At 70.0% G+C, this 20,924-nt stretch carries 15 protein-coding genes and 1 riboswitch; of the genes, 10 read left to right on the forward strand and 5 right to left on the reverse strand.

All coding sequences use genetic code 11. The features are described 5' to 3' along the window. The first annotated feature begins 77 nt into the window (after nucleotides 1-77). Entirely contained in the window at nucleotides 78-515 is a 438-nt protein-coding gene (locus tag ACFWZ2_RS38155) for an SsgA family sporulation/cell division regulator (protein ID WP_384553816.1), read from the forward strand. A 189-nt stretch (nucleotides 516-704) separates the two neighbouring features. On the opposite strand, the gene ACFWZ2_RS38160 is transcribed toward ACFWZ2_RS38155, so the two are convergent. Then, nucleotides 705-2,132: a YibE/F family protein gene (locus tag ACFWZ2_RS38160; RefSeq protein ID WP_384553818.1), complete on the reverse strand. Its 1,428-nt coding sequence runs from the start codon at nucleotides 2,130-2,132 to the stop codon at nucleotides 705-707. A 71-nt stretch (nucleotides 2,133-2,203) separates the two neighbouring features. After that, nucleotides 2,204-2,363: riboswitch (TPP riboswitch) on the forward strand. On the opposite strand from ACFWZ2_RS38160, the gene thiC reads away from it, so the two are divergent. From thiC to ACFWZ2_RS38175, 3 genes are all read left to right on the forward strand, one after another. Then, nucleotides 2,356-4,143, forward strand: a complete 1,788-nt coding sequence (gene thiC, locus ACFWZ2_RS38165) for a phosphomethylpyrimidine synthase ThiC (protein WP_384553820.1) — start codon at nucleotides 2,356-2,358, stop codon at nucleotides 4,141-4,143. (Overlaps the previous riboswitch by 8 nt.) A 114-nt stretch (nucleotides 4,144-4,257) precedes the next feature. Next, complete coding sequence (locus ACFWZ2_RS38170; protein WP_384553822.1) at nucleotides 4,258-4,986, forward strand: hypothetical protein; 729 nt, start codon at nucleotides 4,258-4,260, stop codon at nucleotides 4,984-4,986. Beyond that, nucleotides 4,983-6,047, forward strand: a complete 1,065-nt coding sequence (locus ACFWZ2_RS38175) for a hypothetical protein (RefSeq protein ID WP_384553824.1) — start codon at nucleotides 4,983-4,985, stop codon at nucleotides 6,045-6,047. Before ACFWZ2_RS38170 ends, ACFWZ2_RS38175 begins: the two co-directional genes overlap by 4 nt. 28 nt (nucleotides 6,048-6,075) lie before the next feature. On the opposite strand, the gene ACFWZ2_RS38180 is transcribed toward ACFWZ2_RS38175, so the two are convergent. The 3 genes from ACFWZ2_RS38180 to ACFWZ2_RS38190 form a co-directional block, all read right to left on the reverse strand. Further along, entirely contained in the window at nucleotides 6,076-6,963 is an 888-nt protein-coding gene (locus tag ACFWZ2_RS38180) for a hypothetical protein (protein ID WP_384553825.1), read from the reverse strand. Nucleotides 6,964-7,143: 180 nt separating this feature from the next. After that, the gene (locus ACFWZ2_RS38185) at nucleotides 7,144-8,199 is read right to left on the reverse strand and encodes a metallophosphoesterase (RefSeq protein WP_384553827.1); all 1,056 of its coding nucleotides are present in this window, start codon (nucleotides 8,197-8,199) and stop codon (nucleotides 7,144-7,146) included. Between the two features lie 220 nt (nucleotides 8,200-8,419). Continuing rightward, the gene (locus tag ACFWZ2_RS38190) at nucleotides 8,420-9,541 is read right to left on the reverse strand and encodes a LacI family DNA-binding transcriptional regulator (RefSeq protein WP_384553829.1); all 1,122 of its coding nucleotides are present in this window, start codon (nucleotides 9,539-9,541) and stop codon (nucleotides 8,420-8,422) included. Between the two features lie 396 nt (nucleotides 9,542-9,937). On the opposite strand from ACFWZ2_RS38190, the gene hisC reads away from it, so the two are divergent. Continuing rightward, on the forward strand, nucleotides 9,938-11,032 hold the full coding sequence (hisC, locus tag ACFWZ2_RS38195; protein WP_384553831.1) for a histidinol-phosphate transaminase: 1,095 nt from the start codon (nucleotides 9,938-9,940) through the stop codon (nucleotides 11,030-11,032). Here hisC and ACFWZ2_RS38200 read toward each other — a convergent pair. Beyond that, nucleotides 11,029-11,403, reverse strand: a complete 375-nt coding sequence (locus tag ACFWZ2_RS38200) for a cyclophilin-like fold protein (RefSeq protein ID WP_384553833.1) — start codon at nucleotides 11,401-11,403, stop codon at nucleotides 11,029-11,031. The two genes, hisC and ACFWZ2_RS38200, sit on opposite strands and share 4 nt — an antisense overlap. 255 nt (nucleotides 11,404-11,658) lie before the next feature. On the opposite strand from ACFWZ2_RS38200, the gene ACFWZ2_RS38205 reads away from it, so the two are divergent. The 5 genes from ACFWZ2_RS38205 to ACFWZ2_RS38225 all read left to right on the forward strand — a co-directional run bounded on the left by ACFWZ2_RS38205 (nucleotide 11,659) and on the right by ACFWZ2_RS38225 (nucleotide 20,875). Next, complete coding sequence (locus ACFWZ2_RS38205) at nucleotides 11,659-13,200, forward strand: cytochrome ubiquinol oxidase subunit I (protein ID WP_384553834.1); 1,542 nt, start codon at nucleotides 11,659-11,661, stop codon at nucleotides 13,198-13,200. Nucleotides 13,201-13,219: 19 nt separating this feature from the next. Beyond that, nucleotides 13,220-14,224 carry a cytochrome d ubiquinol oxidase subunit II gene (cydB, locus tag ACFWZ2_RS38210; RefSeq protein ID WP_384553836.1) on the forward strand — a complete coding sequence of 335 codons (1,005 nt, stop codon included), beginning with the start codon at nucleotides 13,220-13,222 and terminating at the stop codon, nucleotides 14,222-14,224. Nucleotides 14,225-14,272: 48 nt separating this feature from the next. Beyond that, nucleotides 14,273-17,782 carry a thiol reductant ABC exporter subunit CydD gene (gene cydD / locus ACFWZ2_RS38215; RefSeq protein WP_384553839.1) on the forward strand — a complete coding sequence of 1,170 codons (3,510 nt, stop codon included), beginning with the start codon at nucleotides 14,273-14,275 and terminating at the stop codon, nucleotides 17,780-17,782. Nucleotides 17,783-17,957: 175 nt separating this feature from the next. Further along, nucleotides 17,958-19,694 (forward strand): GAF domain-containing sensor histidine kinase, encoded by a 1,737-nt coding sequence (locus ACFWZ2_RS38220; RefSeq protein ID WP_384553841.1) that lies wholly within the window; start codon nucleotides 17,958-17,960, stop codon nucleotides 19,692-19,694. 137 nt (nucleotides 19,695-19,831) lie between these two features. Continuing rightward, the gene (locus ACFWZ2_RS38225) at nucleotides 19,832-20,875 is read left to right on the forward strand and encodes a peptidoglycan DD-metalloendopeptidase family protein (protein WP_384553843.1); all 1,044 of its coding nucleotides are present in this window, start codon (nucleotides 19,832-19,834) and stop codon (nucleotides 20,873-20,875) included. Nucleotides 20,876-20,924: the final 49 nt, after the last annotated feature.

Genomic DNA, 20,924 nt, shown 5'->3' on the forward strand with positions numbered 1-20,924 from the left:
TACGTTAAGCAAGATGCCAGGAGTGTCAGGGAGTTGGTTCCTGGCCACTTGAGGGCTAAGTGACGGGGTAGGGCGCGATGGGCGAGTCGGTGCAGGCAGAGGTCATGATGAGCTTCCTCGTTTCCGAGGAGCTTTCGTTCCGCATCCCGGTGGAGCTGCGCTATGAGACCGGGGATCCCTATGCCGTGCGGCTGACGTTCCACCTGCCGGGGGATGCGCCGGTGACGTGGGCGTTCGGGCGGGAGTTGCTGGTCGACGGGGTGGGCAGGCCGTGCGGTGACGGGGATGTGCGCATCGAGCCCACCGACTCCGATCTGCTCGACGAGGCGCTGATCAGGCTGCAGGTCGGCGGGGACCAGGCGCTGTTCCGGGTGGGGATTCCGCCGCTCCTCGCGTTCCTCGACCGTACGGACAAGCTGGTGCCGCTCGGGCAGGAGCGGGCGCTGGCCGACTTCGACTCGCATCTGGACGAGGCGCTCGACCGGATCCTCGCCGAGGAGCAGAACGCGGGCTGATCCGCTGCGGTCAACGGGCGGATGCGGATGGCAGATTGGTGCATTTCGTGGCATCCGCGGGGGCGTCGGGAGACGTCGCCGGGGGACTGACGGTCAGGCGGCAGGCGGCAGGCGGCAGGCGGCGGGTTGGCGGCGGGCTGGCCGCAGGCAAGGCGGCAGTCGGCACGGACCGGGCTTACGACTTACGGCTCACGGCTTGCGGCGACGTCCTCTGCCGCCGCGGGACGGCCGGGCGGCAGGCTGGGCGGCAGGCTGGGCGGCACCGGACATCGCGGCGCGCGGACTGCCCGGACCCGGACCCGGCCCCAGCCCCAGCTCCGTGGAGCGGTCGGCCGAGACGACGAGGGCGGCCAGCGCGGTCGTCACCGGCACCGAGGCGACCAGGCCGATCGAGCCGATCAGGGTGCGGACGATCTCCTCGGCGACGAGCTCGCTGTTGGCCACCGTGCCCACGCTGGACTGGGCGATCGAGAAGAGGAGCAGCAGGGGCAGCGCGGCGCCCGCGTAGGCGAGGACGAGGGTGTTGACGACCGAGGCGATGTGGTCGCGGCCGATGCGGATGCCCGCACGGTAGAGGCCGCGCCAGCCCATCGTCGGGTTGGCCTGGTGCAGTTCCCAGACGGCCGAGGTTTGGGTGACGGTCACGTCGTCGAGCACGCCGAGCGAGCCGATGATGACGCCCGCGAGCAGCAGGCCGCTCATGTCGATGGACGGATACAGGCCGTGGATGAGGCCGGTGTTGTCGTCCGTGTTGCCGGTGAGCGCGGCCCAGCCGATGAAGAGCGAGCCGAGCAGGCCGATGAGGAGGAGGGAGATCAGCGTGCCGAGTACCGCGACGGATGTGCGGGCGGTGAGGCCATGGCAGAGATAGAGCGCGATCAGCATGATGGCGCTCGCCCCGATCACCGCGACGACCAGCGGGTTCGAGCCCTGCAGGATGGCCGGCAGGATGAAGAAGGTCAGGACCAGGAAGCTGATGGCGAGCGCGACCAGGGCCATCACGCCGCGCAGCCGTCCCACCACGACGACGGCGAGCGCGAAGATCCCGGCGAGCAGCGCCATCGGGATCTTGCGGTTCACATCGGTGACCGAGTACTGCAGCCCCTCGGGCGCCTTGGGCTCATAGGCGACCACCACCTGCTGGCCCTGGTGCAGCTGCCGGGGCGAGTCCGGCTGGATGATCTCGGTGAAGGTGCGGCCCTTGTCCTTGCCGCTGGTCACCTCGATCGTCGCCTTCTTGCAGGTGCCGTCCGCGCTGGACTGGGCGGACTGGCCCTCCGCGGTGGAGGTGTCGCCGTTCGGCGGGGTCTGCGAGGGGTTGAGGTCCTTGCAGGACAGCTCCTGCACCTTCGTGACCGTCGCCGACTGCGTCTGCCGGTCGAAGCCGACGCCGGTGCGTTCGTGGCTCGGCGTGCCGCCCGGCCAGAACACCAGGAGCCCCACGACCACCGCGGTGGCGAAAGGAATCAGCACCGCGGCGATGACCTTGCGCAGATGTTTGGAGACGGGCGCGGCCGGGCCGTGACTGTGCGAGTGGCCGTGCCCGTGACCGTGCCCGTGGGGGTCGGGGAGGGGTGGCTGCGAGGGTGGCTGGGACGGCGGCTCAGTGGTGGTCACTGCCCGATCATCGCAAGAACGGAGGGGGCCCTCTGTTCAGCGCGCCCGATATGACGCTAGCGTGGAGCCACCTTTGCAATCGCGGGAGCTCGGAGCACCGGGCTGAGAGGGCGCTGACCTCCGTACGAGAAGGCACGAGTGAATCGTGCCCGAGCCATACGGAATCCGCTGCGTCGACCGCCGAACCTGTTACCGGGTAATGCCGGCGTAGGGAGTAGGTCTCATGACCACATCGGACGCACGCACGCCTGCCTCGACGCAGCACCAGAGCGACGAGGCCGGGAAGTCCATCGGCTGGCACAAGGCGTATGTCGAGGGCTCGCGCCCCGACCTGCGGGTGCCGGTCCGCCAGGTGCACCTCACCAACGGCAAGGCCGTGACCCTGTACGACACTTCGGGTCCGTACACCGATCCGAACGCCGAGACCGACGTCCGCCGCGGACTGCCGCCGCTGCGGGAGAACTGGATCATCGCCCGCGGCGACACCGAGGAGTACGTGGGCCGCCCGCCCCGTCCCGAGGACGACGGCATCAAGCACACCTCGCCGCGCGGCGGGCTCAAGAACCTCGACGCGGTCTTCCCCGGCCGCCCGCGCCAGCCGCGCCGCGGCCGCCAGGGACAGGCGGTCACGCAGCTCGCGTACGCCCGCCGGGGCGAGATCACGCCCGAGATGGAGTTCATCGGGATCCGCGAGAACATCGACCCCGAGGTCGTGCGGCAGGAAGTCGCCGCGGGCCGGGCCGTGATCCCGGCGAACGTGAACCACCCGGAGATCGAGCCGATGATCATCGGCAAGAAGTTCCTGGTGAAGGTGAACGCCAACATCGGCAATTCCGCGGTCACTTCCTCCATCGAGGAGGAGGTGGACAAGATGACCTGGGCGACCAAGTGGGGCGCCGACACGGTCATGGACCTGTCCACCGGCCGGAACATCCACACCACCCGCGAGTGGGTCCTGCGCAACTCCCCCGTGCCGATCGGCACCGTGCCGCTCTACCAGGCCCTGGAGAAGGTCGACGGCAAGGCCGAGGAGCTGACCTGGGAGATCTACAAGGACACGGTCATCGAGCAGGCCGAGCAGGGCGTGGACTACATGACGGTGCACGCGGGCGTGCGCCTTCCATATGTCCCGCTCACCGCACGCCGCAAAACCGGCATCGTCTCGCGCGGCGGTTCGATCATGGCCGCCTGGTGCCTCGCGCACCACAAGGAGAGCTTCCTCTACGAGCACTTCGAGGAGCTGTGCGAGATCCTCGCGGCGTACGACGTGACGTACTCGCTCGGCGACGGCCTGCGCCCGGGGTCGATCGCGGACGCCAACGACGAGGCGCAGTTCGCCGAGTTGAGGACCCTCGGCGAGCTCAACACCATCGCCAAGCGGCACAACGTGCAGACCATGATCGAGGGTCCTGGCCACGTCCCGATGCACAAGATCAAGGAGAACATCGATCTCCAGCAGGAGATCTGCGAGGAGGCGCCGTTCTACACGCTCGGCCCGCTGACCACGGACATCGCGCCCGCCTACGACCACATCACCTCCGGCATCGGCGCCGCGATGATCGGCTGGTGGGGCACCGCGATGCTCTGCTACGTCACGCCCAAGGAGCACCTCGGCCTGCCCAACCGCGACGACGTGAAGACCGGTGTCATCACGTACAAGATCGCGGCGCATGCGGCGGACCTCGCCAAGGGGCACCCGGGCGCGCAGGACTGGGACGACGCGCTCTCGGACGCGCGCTTCGAGTTCCGCTGGGAGGACCAGTTCAATCTGGCCCTCGACCCGGTCACCGCACGGGAGTTCCACGACGAGACGCTGCCGGCCGAGCCCGCGAAGACGGCGCACTTCTGCTCGATGTGCGGGCCGAAGTTCTGCTCGATGAAGATCTCGCAGGACATCCGGCGCGAGCACGGCGGTGACCTGGGCAGCGAGGACATCGAGGCGGGCATGGAGCAGAAGTCCAAGGAGTTCGCCGCGGCAGGCAACCGGGTCTATCTGCCGATCGCCGACTGAGCGAACACCACACGTGGGCGGGACCGTGGACGGGACCGTAGACGGGGGTGTCCGTGGAGTGCCATTCTCCTGAGACCGCACGGTTCAGGACATTGGTGCCCTAGGTGGTGCGATATGGCGACATCTCTGCGGATACCCCGGTCGGCCACTCTTCTGCTCCTGAGTCTCCTGTGTCTGCCCGCCCTCGCGTGCGGGGGCGACAGCGATGACGACGGAAGTACGTCCGGAGGCGGGGTCGCGGCTTCCGGCGGCGGTGTCATCGGCGGCGGCTCGACCACGGGCGGCGGAACCGGGGACACCGGTGACAGTGGTGCCAATGGGGACACCGGCGACAGTGGTTACAGCGCGAGCGCCGGTGGCAGTGGCGACAGCAGTGACAACAGCGGTGGCAGCAGCGGCGACGACGGCGGCGATGACGGCGGCGACGGAAAAGTGCCGACCGCGCCGCTGCACATTCCGCCCATCAACTACAAGGGCCGGCCGTTCGACGACGTCACCGACTTCGGCAGGCAGACCTGGGAGTTGATCCAGAACGACGTCCGTACCGCCTGCAAGGACGGCACGGTCTGCCTCCGTCTGGAGCGGCTCTACAGCGTCGATCTCCCCGAGTCCGAGACCGCGGGCGTGGCGGAGTGCGGCTTCGTGAAGATCTCACCGGTCGCGGGCACGAAGGTCGACCCCCAGTCCCCGCTGACGATCATCGGCCTGGGGCCCTGCCTGGGCGGAACACCGGATGACGGTTCCTCGCCCGAGGAGTCCGACCCCGTCACTCCGCCGACCGACCCCGAGACACCCTCAACCGTGGCCTCCGACCCCGTGCCCCCGTCGACCAGCACCCCATGACCGCACAGGAACCGTCCGAAGGCCCGCTCGGCATCCAGCAGTTGTGGACCATCGTGGGCACGATCATCGCGCCCACCAGCATGATCACCGCGCTGCTCTACTACTTCGGCTGGCACCACGCGTACTGGTTCTTCGACTACTTCGGCGTGAACTCCACCGTCCTCGGCTTCGGCACGACCGACTATCTGATGCGCAGCCTGGACGCGCTCTACGTCCCGCTGACGGTCACCGCGGGCGCGGCGCTGCTCGCGTTCTGGGGGCACGACCTGCTGCGCAGGCGCCTCACGGCCGGGGCCGAACTCCTCGTGCTGCGGCGTGTACTGCCGTTCATGACGGGGCTCGGCTCGCTGCTCACGCTCGGCGGCTTCTGGTCCGTACTCGCCCCGACCTTCCTGCGCGACATCCTCGTGGCGGCGCCGCTGAGCCTGTCGTTCGGCGTGCTGCTGCTCGCGTACACGCTCCATCTCTGGCGTACGCTGCCCAACTCCCGGCCGGACGACGGCACTTCAGGGCCGGGGGAGGAGGACGCCCCCACATCCCCCGTACCCGGGGACGACGAAACGGAGCCGCCCCCGCCGTCACCGAGCACGCCAAACCCACCGAGCACTCCGGACCCGCCCAGCACGCCAGCCCCACCGAACACACCGACCCCACCCCGCCCGGCGGCGGCCGCGCTCGCGGAATGGGGTGTCGTCCTCGTGCTCGTGGGGCTCGGCCTCTTCTGGGCGGCCAACGACTACGCGGCCGCCGTCGGCGAGACCCGTGCCCGCGAGTTCGCCGCCGGCCTGCCCACATATCCGTATGCGATCGTCTACAGCGCCGACAGCCTCAGTCTCACCGCACCGGGAGTGCGGGAGACCCGCTGCCGGGACCCCAAGGCCGCCTACGGCTTCCGCTACGACGGGCTCAAGCTCATGCTGCAGTCCGGAGACCAGTACGTCCTCGTGCCCGAGCGCTGGTCCCGGGCGAATGGGGTGGCCGTACTCATTCCCCGCTCCGACTCCGTGCGCCTCGAGTTCGCGCCGCCGCTCGCCGGCAGCGGCGCCTCGAAGAGGTGTTGACTACTCCGGGTTTACTGCTCCGGGTTGACTACTCCGGCTTGTGGTCGGGCCCGCCGAAGTCCGGACTGGAGAAGTCGGGGCTCGAGAAGCTCGGTCGCGGACCCGCCGTCGGGCCGCCGTCAGGGCTGCTGAACCCCGGCCTGTGATAGCCGAGTTGCGGCATGCGGTTGTTCGCCGCCTCGGATCCCGACGACGGAGTACGGGCCGCGCGGCTCGCACTCGGGTCCGTCAGGGCCTCCCGGAGGAACGGCACGATGCCCCGCTCCAGGAGCGCCCGGCCCCAGGCTTCCCTGGCCCGGTCCATCTCCTTGTACCGCTCGCCGTGCGGTCCCGCCTGGAGCGAGGTGGCGCCGTTGCGCAGTGCGGTCAGCAGCAGGCCTACCGCGGCGACCAGGATGCCCCCGGCGGTGAGCGCGCCGAACAGCCACCCCGCGGTGAGCAGGGTGTCGGCGAAGGCGGGCTCGGGGTTGAGCATCTTCAGGATGTAGCCGACGAGCAGGAAGATCGCGGCGGCCGTCCCCGCGAGGACGGGTGCGAGGACCGCGACGACGGCGATCGCCCCGGCTCCCGCTGCCGCTGGTTCGGCGACCTCGCCCATCGTGGTGGCGAGGCTGACACCGCCGGAGCCCGACTCCGCGGCGCTCTGTCCACTCCCTTCGCGGATCGACGTGGACGTCGGTCGAGGTTCGCGCAACTCCTCGCGAACCTTCACGTAGTGCGCGTACTCGGCCGCGGCAGCGGCCGTGATCAGTGCTGTCGCGTTCAGGGCCATGGTGCGCAGTTGTTCGGTGTTGAGCCGCTGGCCCACTGCGGCGAGTTCCGGACGGTCAGGTGCGGTGCGCAGCGCCTCATCGAGGATCCGCTCGTACTCGGGGCGGTCCTCATTGAGCAGGTGTGGAGCGCTGTTCATGTGCATCCCCCGATGCTCCGTAGGGCTAGGGCTCGCATGGCTACGAGCCGTCGGGCAGAAACGGAGGGGAGCCTGCTACGGATAAGCCGATGGTAGAGCCGTGACGGCACGCGGTGACAGGGGGTTTCCAGAAATAGGCCCCCTGGCCAGCGTGATCCTGTAATGGACCGCCTGCCCAGCTAACGCTCAGATACCCAGGGGGAGTTGCTGGACCAGTAGCTTTCCGGCCATGGTCACTCCGCCGTCCATGGCGATGGCAAGACCGTCCGCGTAGACGTGCGGTCCCTCGATGACCGGGCCGCCCCCGTCCGACTCGTCCTCGGAGCCGACATCGCCCAGGAGGTAGGGGATGGGGCTGTGGCCGTGCACGATGCGCGTGCCGCCGTACATGTCGAGGAGTTCGCGTACGGCCGAGGGGCCCGACTCGTCGCGGAAGGCGAAGCGCTTGGTGAACTTCCGGAAGAGGTCCCAGCACTCGTCGGCGTCATTGCGCGTGAGGGTTTCCCGGATGGTGTCGTTCACCGCCTCGATCGAGTCACCGTAATCCAGATAGGCGGTCGTGTCGGAGTGCACGAGCAGATGGCCGTCGGCCTCCTCCATCGCGTCCAGGCGGGCCATCCACTGGAGGTGGTGGTCCTCCAGGCGCTCCATGTCGGTCTTCTGCCCGCCGTTCAGGAGCCAGGCGGCCTGGAAGGTGGCGGTGCCCGCACCGGAGTTGACCGGGGTGTCCCCGAAGCGCTTGGCGCCGAGCAGGAGCAGCTCGTGGTTGCCCATGAGCGCCTTGCAGTAGCCGCCGGCGGCCGCGGCCTCGGCGGAGAGCCGCATCACGAGGTCGATGACGCCGATGCCGTCGGGCCCGCGGTCGGTGAAGTCGCCGAGGAACCACAGGCGTGCGTTGCCCGCGGACCAGCTGCCCTCGGCGTCGATGAGGCCCTGCTCCTGGAGCGCGGCGACGAGCTCGTCGAGATAGCCGTGGACGTCGCCGACGACGTACAGGGGCCCGTGCTCGTCGCTGGCCCGCGGCTGCGGGGGCTCCGGCATGACCTGCACCTGGACGGTGTCGCCGCGGTTGATGACGGGCAGGTCGCGCTGGGTGGGGGTGTAGCCGTCCTCGGACGGTTCACCCCCGCCGGGCGCGTTCTGCTGGGGGCTTCCGGTGGTCTCATGGACGTACGCCGGTACGCGGAAGTCGCGCAGCGTCGCCGTCCGCACATCGGGTCCCTGACCGGCCCCCTGAGTCATCGACCCCTCCACCACCATTGCGCCGCATCTGCACCGAGATCGGACTGCCTGGTCGCAGCGGCCCGCGGTGTCGTCCGCCCATCATAGGAATGCGGCTCCCGCTGTGTGGTGCACCAGGGGTGGTCAATCGATGCTGGACCCCAGTTCACCGCGGTTTTCTCCCGAATTGGGCAGAGGTTTCCCCGCTGGTGGGGGGACCTCTGCCCGGTCGTCCGCGGGGTCAGCCCTGACCGGATGAGCGGGGCGGGCTGACGGTCGTGCGCGGCGGACGTCGCTCGGACGAGGTGCGCACGATCAGTTCGGTCGGTATCACCTGCTCGACGGGCCGCCCCGAGTCGAGGCCCTCGATGGCGTCGATGAGGAGCTGGACGACGGCCGTGCCGATGCGGCGCGGTTTGAGGGAGAGCGTGGTGATGGGCGGTTCCGTGGTGGCGTACACCGTGGACTCGCTGCAGCAGACGAGCAGCAGGTCGTCGGGGACGCGCAGGCCGTAGCGCCGGGCGGCGGCGAGCAGGTCGGTGCCGTTGGGGTCGAAGAGGCCGTAGACGGCGTCGGGCCGGTCGGGCCTGGCGAGCAGCCGGTCGGCGGCGACGGCGCCCGCGCACGGGTCGTGGGCGGGGTAGGACTCGTAGACGGGGTCCTGGCCGACGCGTTCGCACCAGCGCAGGTAGGCGGTCGTGGACAGATGGGTGTACGTGTCGGTGGTGGTGCCGGTGAGCAGGCCGATGCGGCGGGCGCCCGCGGCGGCGAGGTGGTCGAGGATTTCGAGGACCGCGGCCTCGTGGTCGTTGTCGACCCAGGCGGTGACGGGCAGGGATCCGGCGGGGCGGCCGTCGGAGACGACGGGGAGGCCCTGTCTGACGAGTTCGCTGACGACCGGGTCGTGGTCGGAGGGGTCGACGACGACGGTGCCGTCGAGTGCCACGTTCGACCACACGTCGACCGGGCTGCGGCGTGAGGTGGCGGGCAGGATAACCAGGGCGTAGCCGCGGGCGAGCGCGGCGGATGTGGCGGCTCTCGCCATCTCCGCGAAGTACGCGAATTCGGTGAAGGTGAAAGGTTCATCCCCGTACGTCGTCACGGTCAGGCCGATGAGGCCCGACTTGCCGGTACGGAGCGTGCGGGCCGCCGCGGACGGGCGATAGCCCAGCCGTTCTGCGACCTCGCGGACGTGGCGTCGGGTGGCGTCGGGCAGCCGTCCCTTGCCGTTGAGGGCGTCGGAGACAGTCGTGATGGAGACACCGGCGGCGGCGGCCACGTCTCTGATGCCCGCTCGACTCTGCCGGTTGCCCCGACGGGCGGTCTCCGCTCGGCTCACCTGGTGCTTCCCTGCTGCTGTCATGGCGAGCCGATAGTAGGGCTCATGAGGGTGGGTAGTGCGGGCGCATATTCACTCGTTGACAGGCACGTTTCTGCATGGCCGCCACCGGTCAATGACCTTGGAATACAAGGGAGTTGGCGAGATCAATGGGCAGCTGCCCCTGATCGTCGCGTGCGGACCTGCCAAATGCGCGAGGTCTCGAAGAGGTCTCAACTCACCTTCACGAGGGATGCGCGCCACGGAGTGAGCCACCGGCGCATGGATGGAAACGGGGCGCTCCCCCTCCTCGCGCGCCGTCGCCCCCGGATCTCCGGCGCCGCCGTACCCGGATCCCCTGGGCCCATTCGCAGCGGCGCGGAATCCTCATAGGGTGAGCAGCATTCGAACTGTGCTGGCACTGGTACGAGGAGGACTGCGGTGAGCGAGACGAGCCCGAGGCTGCGCGCCGAGCTGGAAGGGGTGCCCACCTACAAGCCGGGCAAGCCCGCCGCGGCCGACGGACCTGTGGCCTACAAACTGTCCTCCAACGAGAACCCCTACCCGCCGCTCCCCGGTGTCATGGAGAGCGCGCTCGCCGCGGCCGGCTCCTTCAACCGCTACCCGGACATGGCGTGCACGGGCCTGATGAACGAGCTGGCCGACCGCTTCGGGGTGCCCGTCTCGCACATCGCCACCGGCACCGGCTCCGTCGGCGTCGCGCAGCAGCTGCTCCAGGCCACGTCGGGCCCCGGTGACGAGGTCATCTACGCGTGGCGGTCCTTCGAGGCGTACCCGATCATCACGCAGGTCAGCGGGGCGACGTCGGTGCGCGTACCGCTGACGGACGACGAGGTGCACGACCTGGACGCGATGGCCGACGCCATCACGGAGCGGACCCGTCTCATCTTCGTCTGCAACCCGAACAACCCGACCGGCACGGTGGTCCGCAGGGCCGAGCTCGAACGGTTCCTCGACCGGGTACCGAGCGATGTCCTGGTCGTCCTCGACGAGGCGTACCGCGAGTTCATCCGTGCCGCCGAAGGCGAAGGGGGTGGGGTCCCGGACGGCATCGAGATCTACCGTGACCGCCCCAACGTCTGCGTCCTGCGCACGTTCTCGAAGGCGTACGGCCTGGCGGGCCTGCGCGTCGGCTTCGCGGTCGCCCACGAGCCGGTGGCCGCCGCGCTGCGCAAGACGGCGGTGCCCTTCGGCGTGAGCCAGCTCGCCCAGGACGCGGCGGTCGCCTCGCTGCGGGCCGAGGACGAACTGATGGGCCGTGTCGGCTCGTTGGTCGCCGAGCGCGCGCGGGTGGTCGAGGCGCTGCGCGGTCAGGGCTGGACGGTGCCCGAGACGCAGGCGAACTTCGTGTGGCTGCGGCTCGGGGACCGTACGGCCGACTTCGCCGCGGCGTGCGAGAAGGCCGGCGTGGTCGTGCGGCCGTTCGCGGGCGAGGGGATGCGGGCCACGATCGGCGAGACCGAGGCCAACGACATCTTCCTGCAGGCGGCAGAGGCGTTCCGCAAGGAGCTCTAGCCTTCGGCGAGTTCGACGCGGATGGGGTCGCCGGTGCGCACGGTGGCCAGCGTCCTCGGGTCGCCGTCGATCCGTCCCAGGAGGTTGCACGGGCTCGCGAGGCGGCACTCGTCGCCTCGCGAGATCGGGGTGGGGCCGTAGGGGAGGGCGAGGGCGTCGCCGTCGGTCCAGAAGGCGACCGTGCCCGGCTCGACGATCTGCTGGGCGCCGTCCTCGCGCGGGACGCTCACGCCCGTGTCGAAGTAGACCTCTTCGCCCCAGGTGTTGGCGGTGGCGGAGAGCGGCAGCACCTGGGCGAGGGCCAGGCTGGTGGGGGTCTCGTCGAGCGTCGCGGTGAGGTGGCCTGCGGGCCAGGAGAGCCGTATCTGCATGGCGCGGATTCAACAATATGTTGAAGTTCTTGGGAAGGCCCCGGAGGAGCTCCTCCGGGGCCTTCCGTGATCCGGCCAGCGGATTGGCGCGTTCCCCCCGGTAAGGGGGACCCCCCTTTCGGGTGCCGACAGCCAGTACGACATAATGCTTGTGAATGTGAACGCGTTCACAAGCGTGTCCCGGTTCCTCCGGATATCAGTGGAATAAAAGGGGCAAACTGCCGCTATGACCACGGCGAGTAAGGAGAAGACGCAGTGGACCTGGCTCTAGCGCCGGAAACCCTGGCGCGATGGCAGTTCGGCATCACGACCGTCTACCACTTCCTGTTCGTTCCCCTGACGATCTCTCTCGCCGCCCTCACGGCGATCCTCGAGACGGCGTGGGTGCGGACCGGCAAGGAGCACTACCTCAGAGCCACCAAGTTCTGGGGCAAGCTGTTCCTGATCAACATTGCGATGGGTGTCGTCACCGGCATCGTCCAGGAGTTCCAGTTCGGCATGAACTGGTCCGACTACTCGCGCTTCGTCGGCGACATCTTCGGGGCGCCGCTCGCCTTCGAGGCCCTGATCGCCTTCTTCTTCGAGTCGACCTTCATCGGCCTGTGGATCTTCGGCTGGGACAAGCTGCCGAAGAAGCTGCACTGCGCGACGATCTGGATCGTCTCCATCGGCACCGTCCTGTCGGCGTACTTCATCATCGCCGCCAACGCCTTTATGCAGCACCCGGTCGGCTACAAGATCGTGGAGCGGGACGGCACCAAGCGCGCGGAACTCACCGACTTCGCGAAGGTGCTCTTCCAAGAGACGACGATCGTCAACTTCGCCCACGTCATCTCGGCGGCCATCCTGGTCGGCGGCGCCTTCATGACCGGCATCGCCATCTTCCACCTGCGCAAGAAGCAGCACATCCGCACCATGCGGATGTCGATGCGGCTCGGTCTGGTCACCGCGTTCGTCGGCACCCTGCTCACCGTCGTCAGCGCCGACACCCTCGGCAAGGTGATGTACGAGCAGCAGCCGATGAAGATGTCGGCCGCCGAGGCGCTGTGGGAGACGGAGAAGCCGGCGCCGTTCTCGCTCTTCGCGTACGGCGATGTCTCCAAGGGCCACAACGACGTCGCCATCGAGATCCCCGGGATACTGTCCTTCCTCGCCAAGAACGACTTCAACGCCGAGATCCCCGGCATCAACGACATCAACAAGGCCGAGCAGGAGAAGTTCGGGCCCGGCGACTACCGGCCCAACATCCCCACCGCCTACTGGTCGTACCGCTGGATGATCGGCTTCGGCGGCGTCTCGATGGCCCTGTGCACCGTGGGCCTGTGGCTGACGCGCAAGAAGTTCTGGCTCGCTCCGGAGCACCGCACCGGCGCCGACGACGTGCCCAAGCTGATGCTCACCAAGAACAAGGAGCTGACGCCGAAGCTCGGCAACTGGTGGTGGCGGCTCTCCCAGTGGACGCTGATCTTCCCCCTCATCGGCACCGCCTGGGGCTGGATCTTCACCGAGACGGGCCGTCAGCCCTGGGTGGTCTACGGAGTCCTTCGCACCGAGGACGCGGTCTCGCCAGGGGTCTCGCAGGGCGAGGTGCTCACCTCGCTGATCGGGTTCACGCTGCTCTACGCGATCCTCGCCGTGATCGAGGTGAAGCTCCTGCTCAAGTACGTCAAGAAGGGGCCGCCCGAGCTGACCGAGGCGGATCTCAACCCGCCCACCAAGATCGGCGGACCCGGGTCGGGCAAGGGCTCCGACTCCGATTCCGACGATGCCGACCGGCCCATGGCCTTCTCGTACTGAAGGAAGGAGCGACTAGGACATGGAACTTCACGACGTCTGGTTCGTACTGATCGCCGTCCTGTGGATCGGCTACTTCTTCCTGGAGGGCTTCGACTTCGGGATCGGCGTTCTGACCAAGCTGCTCGCCCGAGACCGGGTCGAGAAGCGGGTCCTCATCAACACCATCGGTCCCGTCTGGGACGGCAACGAGGTGTGGCTGCTCACGGCGGGCGGCGCGACCTTCGCCGCCTTCCCCGAGTGGTACGCGACGCTCTTCTCCGGGTTCTATCTGCCCCTCCTGATCATCCTGGTCTGTCTGATCGTGCGCGGAGTCGCCTTCGAGTACCGCGCCAAGCGGCCCGAGGAGCGCTGGCAGACCAACTGGGAACACGCGATCTTCTGGACCTCGCTGATCCCGGCGCTGCTGTGGGGTGTGGCCTTCGGCAACATCGTGCGCGGCGTGAAGATCGACGCCCACAAGGAGTACGTGGGCAACTTCTGGGACCTGCTCAACCCGTACGCGATTCTCGGCGGGCTTGTCACCCTGACGCTGTTCACCTTCCACGGCGCGGTGTTCGCCTCGCTCAAGACGGTGGGCGACATCCGGGTGCGGGCGCGGAAGATGGCGCTCGGCCTCGGGCTCGTCACGGCCGTCCTCGCGCTCGGGTTCCTGATCTGGACCCAGGCCGACAAGGGCGACGGCAAGAGCCTGATCGCGATGATCGTGGCGGTGCTCGCCCTGGTGGGTGCCATCGCGGCCATCAAGATCGGGCGTGAGGGCTGGTCGTTCGCGCTGTCGGGCATCACCATCGCGGCGGCCGTCGCGATGCTCTTCCTGACGCTCTTCCCGAACGTCATGCCGTCGTCCCTGAACGAGGAGTGGAGCCTCACGGTCACCAACGCCTCGTCGAGTCCGTACACCCTGAAGATCATGACCTGGTGCGCCGGCATCGCGACCCCTGTGGTGCTGCTCTACCAGTCGTGGACGTACTGGGTGTTCCGCAAGCGGATCGGTACGCAGCACATCGCTGACGCCGCGCACTGAGCCCGCCTCGACCTGCCTGTCCCCCGTCCTTCGGAGGGTGTGTTTCACGTGAAACCGATCGACCCGCGCCTGCTTCGGTACGCCCGCGCCACTCGCTTCTTCCTCGTCGCGGTGGTGGTTCTGGGACTTGTCGGAGCGGGCCTGGTCATCGGCCAGGCGATGCTCATCGCCGAGATCGTGGTGGGCGCCTTCCAAAAGGGCCACTCCGTAGGTGACTTGGGCACACCGCTGGTGCTGCTCGCCGTGGTGGCGGTGGGACGGGGGCTGGTCTCCTGGCTCACCGAACTCGCCGCGCACCGGGCGAGCGCGGCGGTCAAGTCGGAGCTTCGGGGGCGGCTTCTCAAGCGGGCGGGGGAGCTCGGTCCCGGGTGGCTGACCAGTCAGCGGACCGGTTCGCTCGTCTCGCTCGCGACGCGGGGCGTGGACGCGCTCGACGACTACTTCTCGCGCTATCTGCCGCAGTTGGGGCTCGCGGTGGTGGTGCCGGTGGCGGTGCTCGCCCGCATCGTCACCGAGGACTGGGTGTCGGCGGCGATCATCGTCGTGACGCTGCCGCTGATCCCGGTCTTCATGATTCTGATCGGCTGGGCCACGCAGAACCGGATGGACCGTCAATGGCGGCTCCTCTCCCGTCTGTCGGGGCACTTCCTGGACGTGGTGGCGGGGCTTCCGACCCTGAAGGTGTTCGGCCGCGCCAAGGCGCAGGCCGAGTCCATCCGCAAGATCACCGGCGAGTACCGGCAGGCGACGATGCGGACGCTGCGCATCGCTTTCCTGTCGTCCTTCGCCCTGGAACTGCTCGCCACGATCTCGGTCGCGCTGGTGGCCGTGACCATCGGCATGCGGCTCGTGCACGGCGAGATGGATCTGTACGACGGTCTCGTCGTCCTGGTCCTCGCGCCCGAGGCCTATCTGCCGCTGCGGCAGGTCGGCGCGCAGTACCACGCGGCGGCCGAGGGGCTCTCCGCCGCCGAGGAGATCTTCGAGGTCCTGGAGACCCCGGCGCCGACCGCCGGTACGGGTCCCGCGCCCACCGGCGCCCTCGCCTTCGAGGGCGTGACGGTCCGCTACCCGGGACGGTCGGCGGACGCCGTGTCGGACGTCTCCTTCGAGGTCGGCTCCGGCGAGACCGTGGCGCTCGTGGGGCCCAGCGGGGTGGGCAAGTCGACCCTTCTGAACGTGCTGTTGAGCTTCGTACGTCCCGACGGCGGCCGGGTCCGTGTCGGGGGCGTCGACCTGGCAGAGGTGTCGCCCGAGCGGTGGCGGGAGCGGGTCGCGTGGGTGCCGCAGCGGCCGCATCTCTTCGCCGGGACCATCGCGGAGAACGTACGTCTTGCGCGACCCGAGGCGTCCGATGCGGAGATGCGGGAGGCGCTGCGCTCGGCCGGGGCGCTGTCCTTCGTCGACGCGCTGCCGGTCGGGGCCGACACCGTGCTCGGCGAGGACGGGACCGGGCTCTCCGCGGGGCAGCGGCAACGGCTCGCGCTGGCGCGGGCGTTCCTCGCGGACCGGCCCGTGGTGCTGCTCGACGAGCCGACCGCGGCGCTGGACGGCGGGACCGAGGCGGAGGTCGTTGAAGCGGTCCGCCGCCTTGCCGTCGGGCGGACCGTTCTGCTGGTCGTGCATCGGCCCGCGCTCTTGGCCGTCGCCGACAGGGTCGTACGACTCGATGCCTCCGTAGACGGTGCTCGGCAGCGGGGGGTGTGCCCACCTGCGCCGTCCGGCGGCGCGATGGCCCACAACAGTGACAGCGGCGTCGTCACCGCAGCCTTGAGGGAGGCGGAAGTCTCCGACCCGAAGGGGCGGGTGCTCGCCCGGGTGCGGCATGCGGCGCGGGCCCGGCGGGGGCAGTTGGCGCTGGCGCTGTTGCTCGGAAGTCTTGCGCTCGGGAGTGCCGTGGGGCTCATGGCCACGTCCGGGTGGCTGATCTCCAGGGCGTCGGAACAGCCGCCCGTGATGTACCTGATGATCGCCGTGACGGCGACCCGCGCCTTCGGTATCGGCCGTGCCGTCTTCCGGTACGCCGAGCGCCTCGTCTCGCACGACGCCGTGCTGCGGATGCTCGCCGACACCCGCGTCGCCGTCTACCGGCGCCTGGAACGCCTCGCCCCCGCGGGACTGCGCGGGACCCGGCGCGGGGACCTCCTCTCGCGGCTCGTGGCCGACGTCGACGCCCTGCAGGACTACTGGCTGCGCTGGCTGCTGCCCGCGTCCGCCGCGGCCGTCGTGAGCGCGGGCGCCGTCGGCTTCACCGCCTGGCTGCTGCCCGAGGCGGGCGCCGTGCTCGCCGTGGGCCTGCTCGTGGCGGGTGTCGGCGTGCCGCTGGTGAGCGGCGCCGTGGCCCGTCGCGCGGAGCGGAAACTGGCCCCCGCGCGCGGGACGCTGGCCACCCGCGTGGCCGACCTGCTCACCGGGACCGCGGAGCTGACCGTCGCCGGCGCGCTGGGACGGCGTACGGCCAAGGCACGCGATGCCGACGCCGAGCTGACCGGGATCGCCTCCAGGGGCGCCACCGCGACGGCGCTCGGCGACGGGCTCGGCGCGCTCGTGACCGGCCTCACGGTGGCCGCCGCCGCGCTCGTCGGCGTGCAGGCGGTCCACGACGGGCGGCTCGGCGGCCTCACGCTGGCCGTCGTCGTCCTCACCCCGCTCGCCGCCTTCGAGGCGGTGGCCGGGCTGCCGCTCGCCGTGCAGTACCGCCAGCGGGTCAGGAAGAGCGCTGAGCGCGTCTACGAAGTCCTCGACGCGCCCGTGCCCGTCCCCGAGCCCGCCGTGCCCGCACAGGCGCCGCGGACGCCTTTCCCGCTGCGTGTCGAGGGGCTGCGCGCCCGCCATGAGGGACAGGACGTTGACGCGCCCGCGCTCGCGGGTGTCGACCTGACGCTGGAGCAGGGGCGGCGCATCGCCGTGGTCGGCCCCTCGGGGTCGGGAAAGACGACGCTCGCGCAGGTGCTGCTGCGGTTCCTCGGGGCGTACGAAGGGACGTACACGCTCGGGGGCACGGACGTGGACACGCTGGACGGCGACACGGTGCGCCGACTCGTCGGACTGTGCGCGCAGGACGCGCACATCTTCGACAGCTCGGTGCGCGAGAACCTGCTCCTCGCGAAGCGGGACGCCACCGAAGGGGAACTCCGCGACGCCCTGGTCCGCGCGCGGCTCGACGGCTGGGCCGACTCGCTGCCCGACGGGCTCGACACGCTCGTCGGCGAGCACGGGGCGCGGCTCTCCGGAGGACAGCGCCAGCGTCTCGCCCTGGCCCGCGCGCTGCTCGCGGACTTCCCCGTCCTCATCCTCGACGAGCCCGCCGAGCACCTGGACCTGCCGACGGCCGACGCCCTCACCGCGGACCTGCTGGCCGCGACCGAGGGGCGTACGACGCTGCTCATCACGCACCGGCTCGCCGGGCTCGACGCGGTGGACGAGGTGCTCGTCCTCGACGCGGGGCGGGTGGCGCAGCGCGGCACGTACGCGGATCTCGCCGTGGCGGACGGGCCGCTGCGACGGATGCTGGAACTGGAGCGGGCGGCGGATCTGCTGACGGTGGGGGCGCGCTAAGCGCTCCGCGGGAAGTACGGTCCACATCTGCGGGTGTGTCGTGGCTGGTCGCGCAGTTCCCCGCGCCCCTTCGGGGCGCACTCGAACCGCACCGGACTTCCACAAGGCCGCTTAGCGCAGTGGAGAACGTGGCCTCGACTTTCCCCTGCAAATAGGACTTACTAGGCTCAAAGGCATGTCAGCACCATCGGCCTCCGCCGACTCTCCGCTCCCCGACGGCACACCGGACTCGGCGGAGGCGGCGACGCGGGCCACCCGCAGCCTGCAGGGGCTCTCGCCCGAGCTGACCTCACGGGTGCCGCAGCTGCTCGAAGCCATGCGGTCGGTCGGCACCGGGCTCGAACTGCACACCACCCTCGACCGCATCTGCGAGACCGCCGCCGAGCTCGCGGACGCCCACTACGCCGCGATCGGCGTCGTTTCCGAAGACGGCGAGGGGCTCTCGGACTTCGTCTACTACGGCATCGATCCCGAGACGGCCGAGCGGATCGGACGGCTGCCCGACGGCCACAAGGGGCTGCTCGGCGCGCTCATCCACCAGCCCAGGACGCTGCGCCTCGCCGACCTCTCCGCCGACCCGCGCTCCTGCGGCTTCCCGCCCCACCACCCGCCGATGCGGACCTTCCTCGGCGTCCCCATCCGCGTCCAGGGTGAGATCTTCGGCAACCTCTATCTGACCGAGAAGCGCGGGGGCGCCGAGTTCAACGACTACGACGTGCACATGGTCCGCGTGCTTGCCACGGAGGCGGGCATCGCCATCGGCAACGCGCGCCTCTACGAAGCGGCCAAGCAGCGCGAACGCTGGATCGACGGCTCCGTGGCGGTCACCACGGCCCTGCTGTCCGGCAGCGACGCGGAGGAGGCGCTCGCGGTCGTCGCCGAGCAGGCCAGGCACCTCGCGGACTCGGCGGCCGGAATCGTGCTGCTGCCCGACGAGGAGGGCGGCATGGAGATCGTCGCCGTCTCCTCGGACGATCCCAGCGGGGCGCTCGGCGTGATCGTCCCTCCGGAGAGCCGCATCGTCACCCAACTCCTCGAAGGGGAGGCCGTTTTCATCGACGACGCGGCGACCGACCCGCGCATCATGACCGAGCTGGCGCGCAACTACGGGCCCGTCATGATGCTGCCGCTGCAGAGCGACGGCCGGGTGCTCGGGACGCTGGTGACGCCACGCGCGCATGGGGGACGTCCTTTCAGCGAGGCGGAGCGGACGCTGGCCGCGCAGTTCGCCTCGCAGGCCGCGCTCGCGCTGATGATGGCCGACGCGCAGCGGGACCGGGAGCGGCTCGCGGTGTACGAGGACAGGGACCGGATCGCCAGGGACCTGCACGACCTCGTCATCCAACGGCTGTTCGCCACCGGGATGATGCTGGAGAGCGCCCAGCGCCGATCCGTCGTGCCCGAGGTGCAGGTCGGCGTCGGCAAGGCGGTCGACGAGCTGGACGTGACGATCCAGGAGATCCGTACGGCGATCTTCGCCCTGCAGCAGGGCCCCGCCGAGGCCCCCTCGGGGCTGCGCACCCGGGTCCTGCGCGAGATCAACATGGCCGCTGTGCCGCTCGGCTTCAAGCCCGCGCACCACTTCGTGGGTCCCGTCGACACGGTGGTCGGCGAGCTGACGGGCAAGAACCTCATCGCGGCGTTGCGGGAGGCGCTGTCCAACGCGTTCCGGCATGCGCAGGCGGCTCGTATCGAGGTGGTCGTGGACTCGTCCGTGGTCCTGCCGGACGGGCAGCAGGGGGTGCGTCTGACCGTCGCCGACGACGGCGTGGGCATCGCGGAGGGCGGTCGGCGCAGCGGTCTGAAGAACCTCAAGCGGCGGGCGGAGTCGCTGGGCGGCGACAGTTGGTACGGGCCCGGGATCGGTGAGGACGGCGGCGGTACGACGGTGGTGTGGCAGGCACCGTACTGAGGTCGCGCGGAGGGACTCGGGTCCCGTAAGGACGCCCCTGTTCGGCGGTATACGCGTGGGCCGTACGGGGCACCGCGCCCCCCGAGTGCACGAGTCGCGCAGGATCCGTGCCGCCGAGGCGGGCAACGATCCCTGACATGTCTGCGAGCCGCCACCGCCGTCCGCACCCGCTCCTCAGTGTGTCGGTGCTGCTCTGCGCTCTGTTGGGCCTCACGCCGCCCGCCGCCGCGTCCGAGGGCCCGAGTGCGAGCGCCGATGTGGCACGCCTCTACGAAGAGGCGTCCGCCGCGACCGCCCGCTACGAAGAGGGGCGTCGGGCGGCCGGTCTCCAGAAGGCGAAGGTCCGGAAACTGGACCGACTCCTCGCCAAGGAGCGGCACGACGTGGCCGTGCTCCACGGCGACCTGGGCCGGATGGCCAGCGCCCAGTACCGCACCGGCGGCGGCCTGCCCTACACCGCGCAACTGCTCCTCGCCGACAGCCCCGACGACCTGATGCGCGGGAAGCAGGTCCTGTGGCAGACGGATCTCGCGGTGAACAGTGCCGTCGCCAAGACCCAGCGGGCCGCCGCCAGGCTCGGGGCCGCCAAGCGCAGGGCGGACCGGGCCAAACGCTCCCTGGACCGCCGCAACGTACGCCTTGCGGAGCTGAAGCGCGGCATCGAGCGGAAGCTGGAGTCGGCGCAGTGGACCCTGCAGGGCGAGGCCGACAGGTCGGTCACCGCGGGGAAGTGCCGGGGCGCCGTACGCCTGGAACAGCCGAAGAAGCGCGCCACGCGCGCGTGGGTGCCGCCCGTGGAGACGTACGAACTCTCCGCGGGCTTCGACAGCGCGGGCGAACGGTGGGCGCACCGGCACACGGGGCAGGACTTCGCGGTCGGCATCGGGGCGCCCGTGCGGGCGGTCGGCGCGGGCCGGGTGGAGAGCGTGTCGTGCGGCGGGGGCTTCGGCATCGAGATCGTGGTGCGGCACGCGGGCGGCTACTTCACGCAGTACGCGCATCTCGCGGCCGTCACCGTCGACCAGGGGGACCGGGTGCGCCCCGGCCAGTGGATCGGGCAGGCGGGCACGACCGGCAACTCGACGGGGCCGCATCTGCACTTCGAGACGCGGCTCACGCCGTATCTGGGCTCGGGCGTGGACCCGCGGGCGTGGCTGGCGGAGCGGGGCGTCAGACTCTAGGGGGTGTCTTTCCGATCATCGGATCGTTGGGTTCGGTGTGAGGGATGCA

Origin of the sequence: Streptomyces sp. NPDC059002 (genome assembly GCF_042740435.1) — a bacterium.
Classification (GTDB): Bacteria; Actinomycetota; Actinomycetes; order Streptomycetales; family Streptomycetaceae; genus Streptomyces.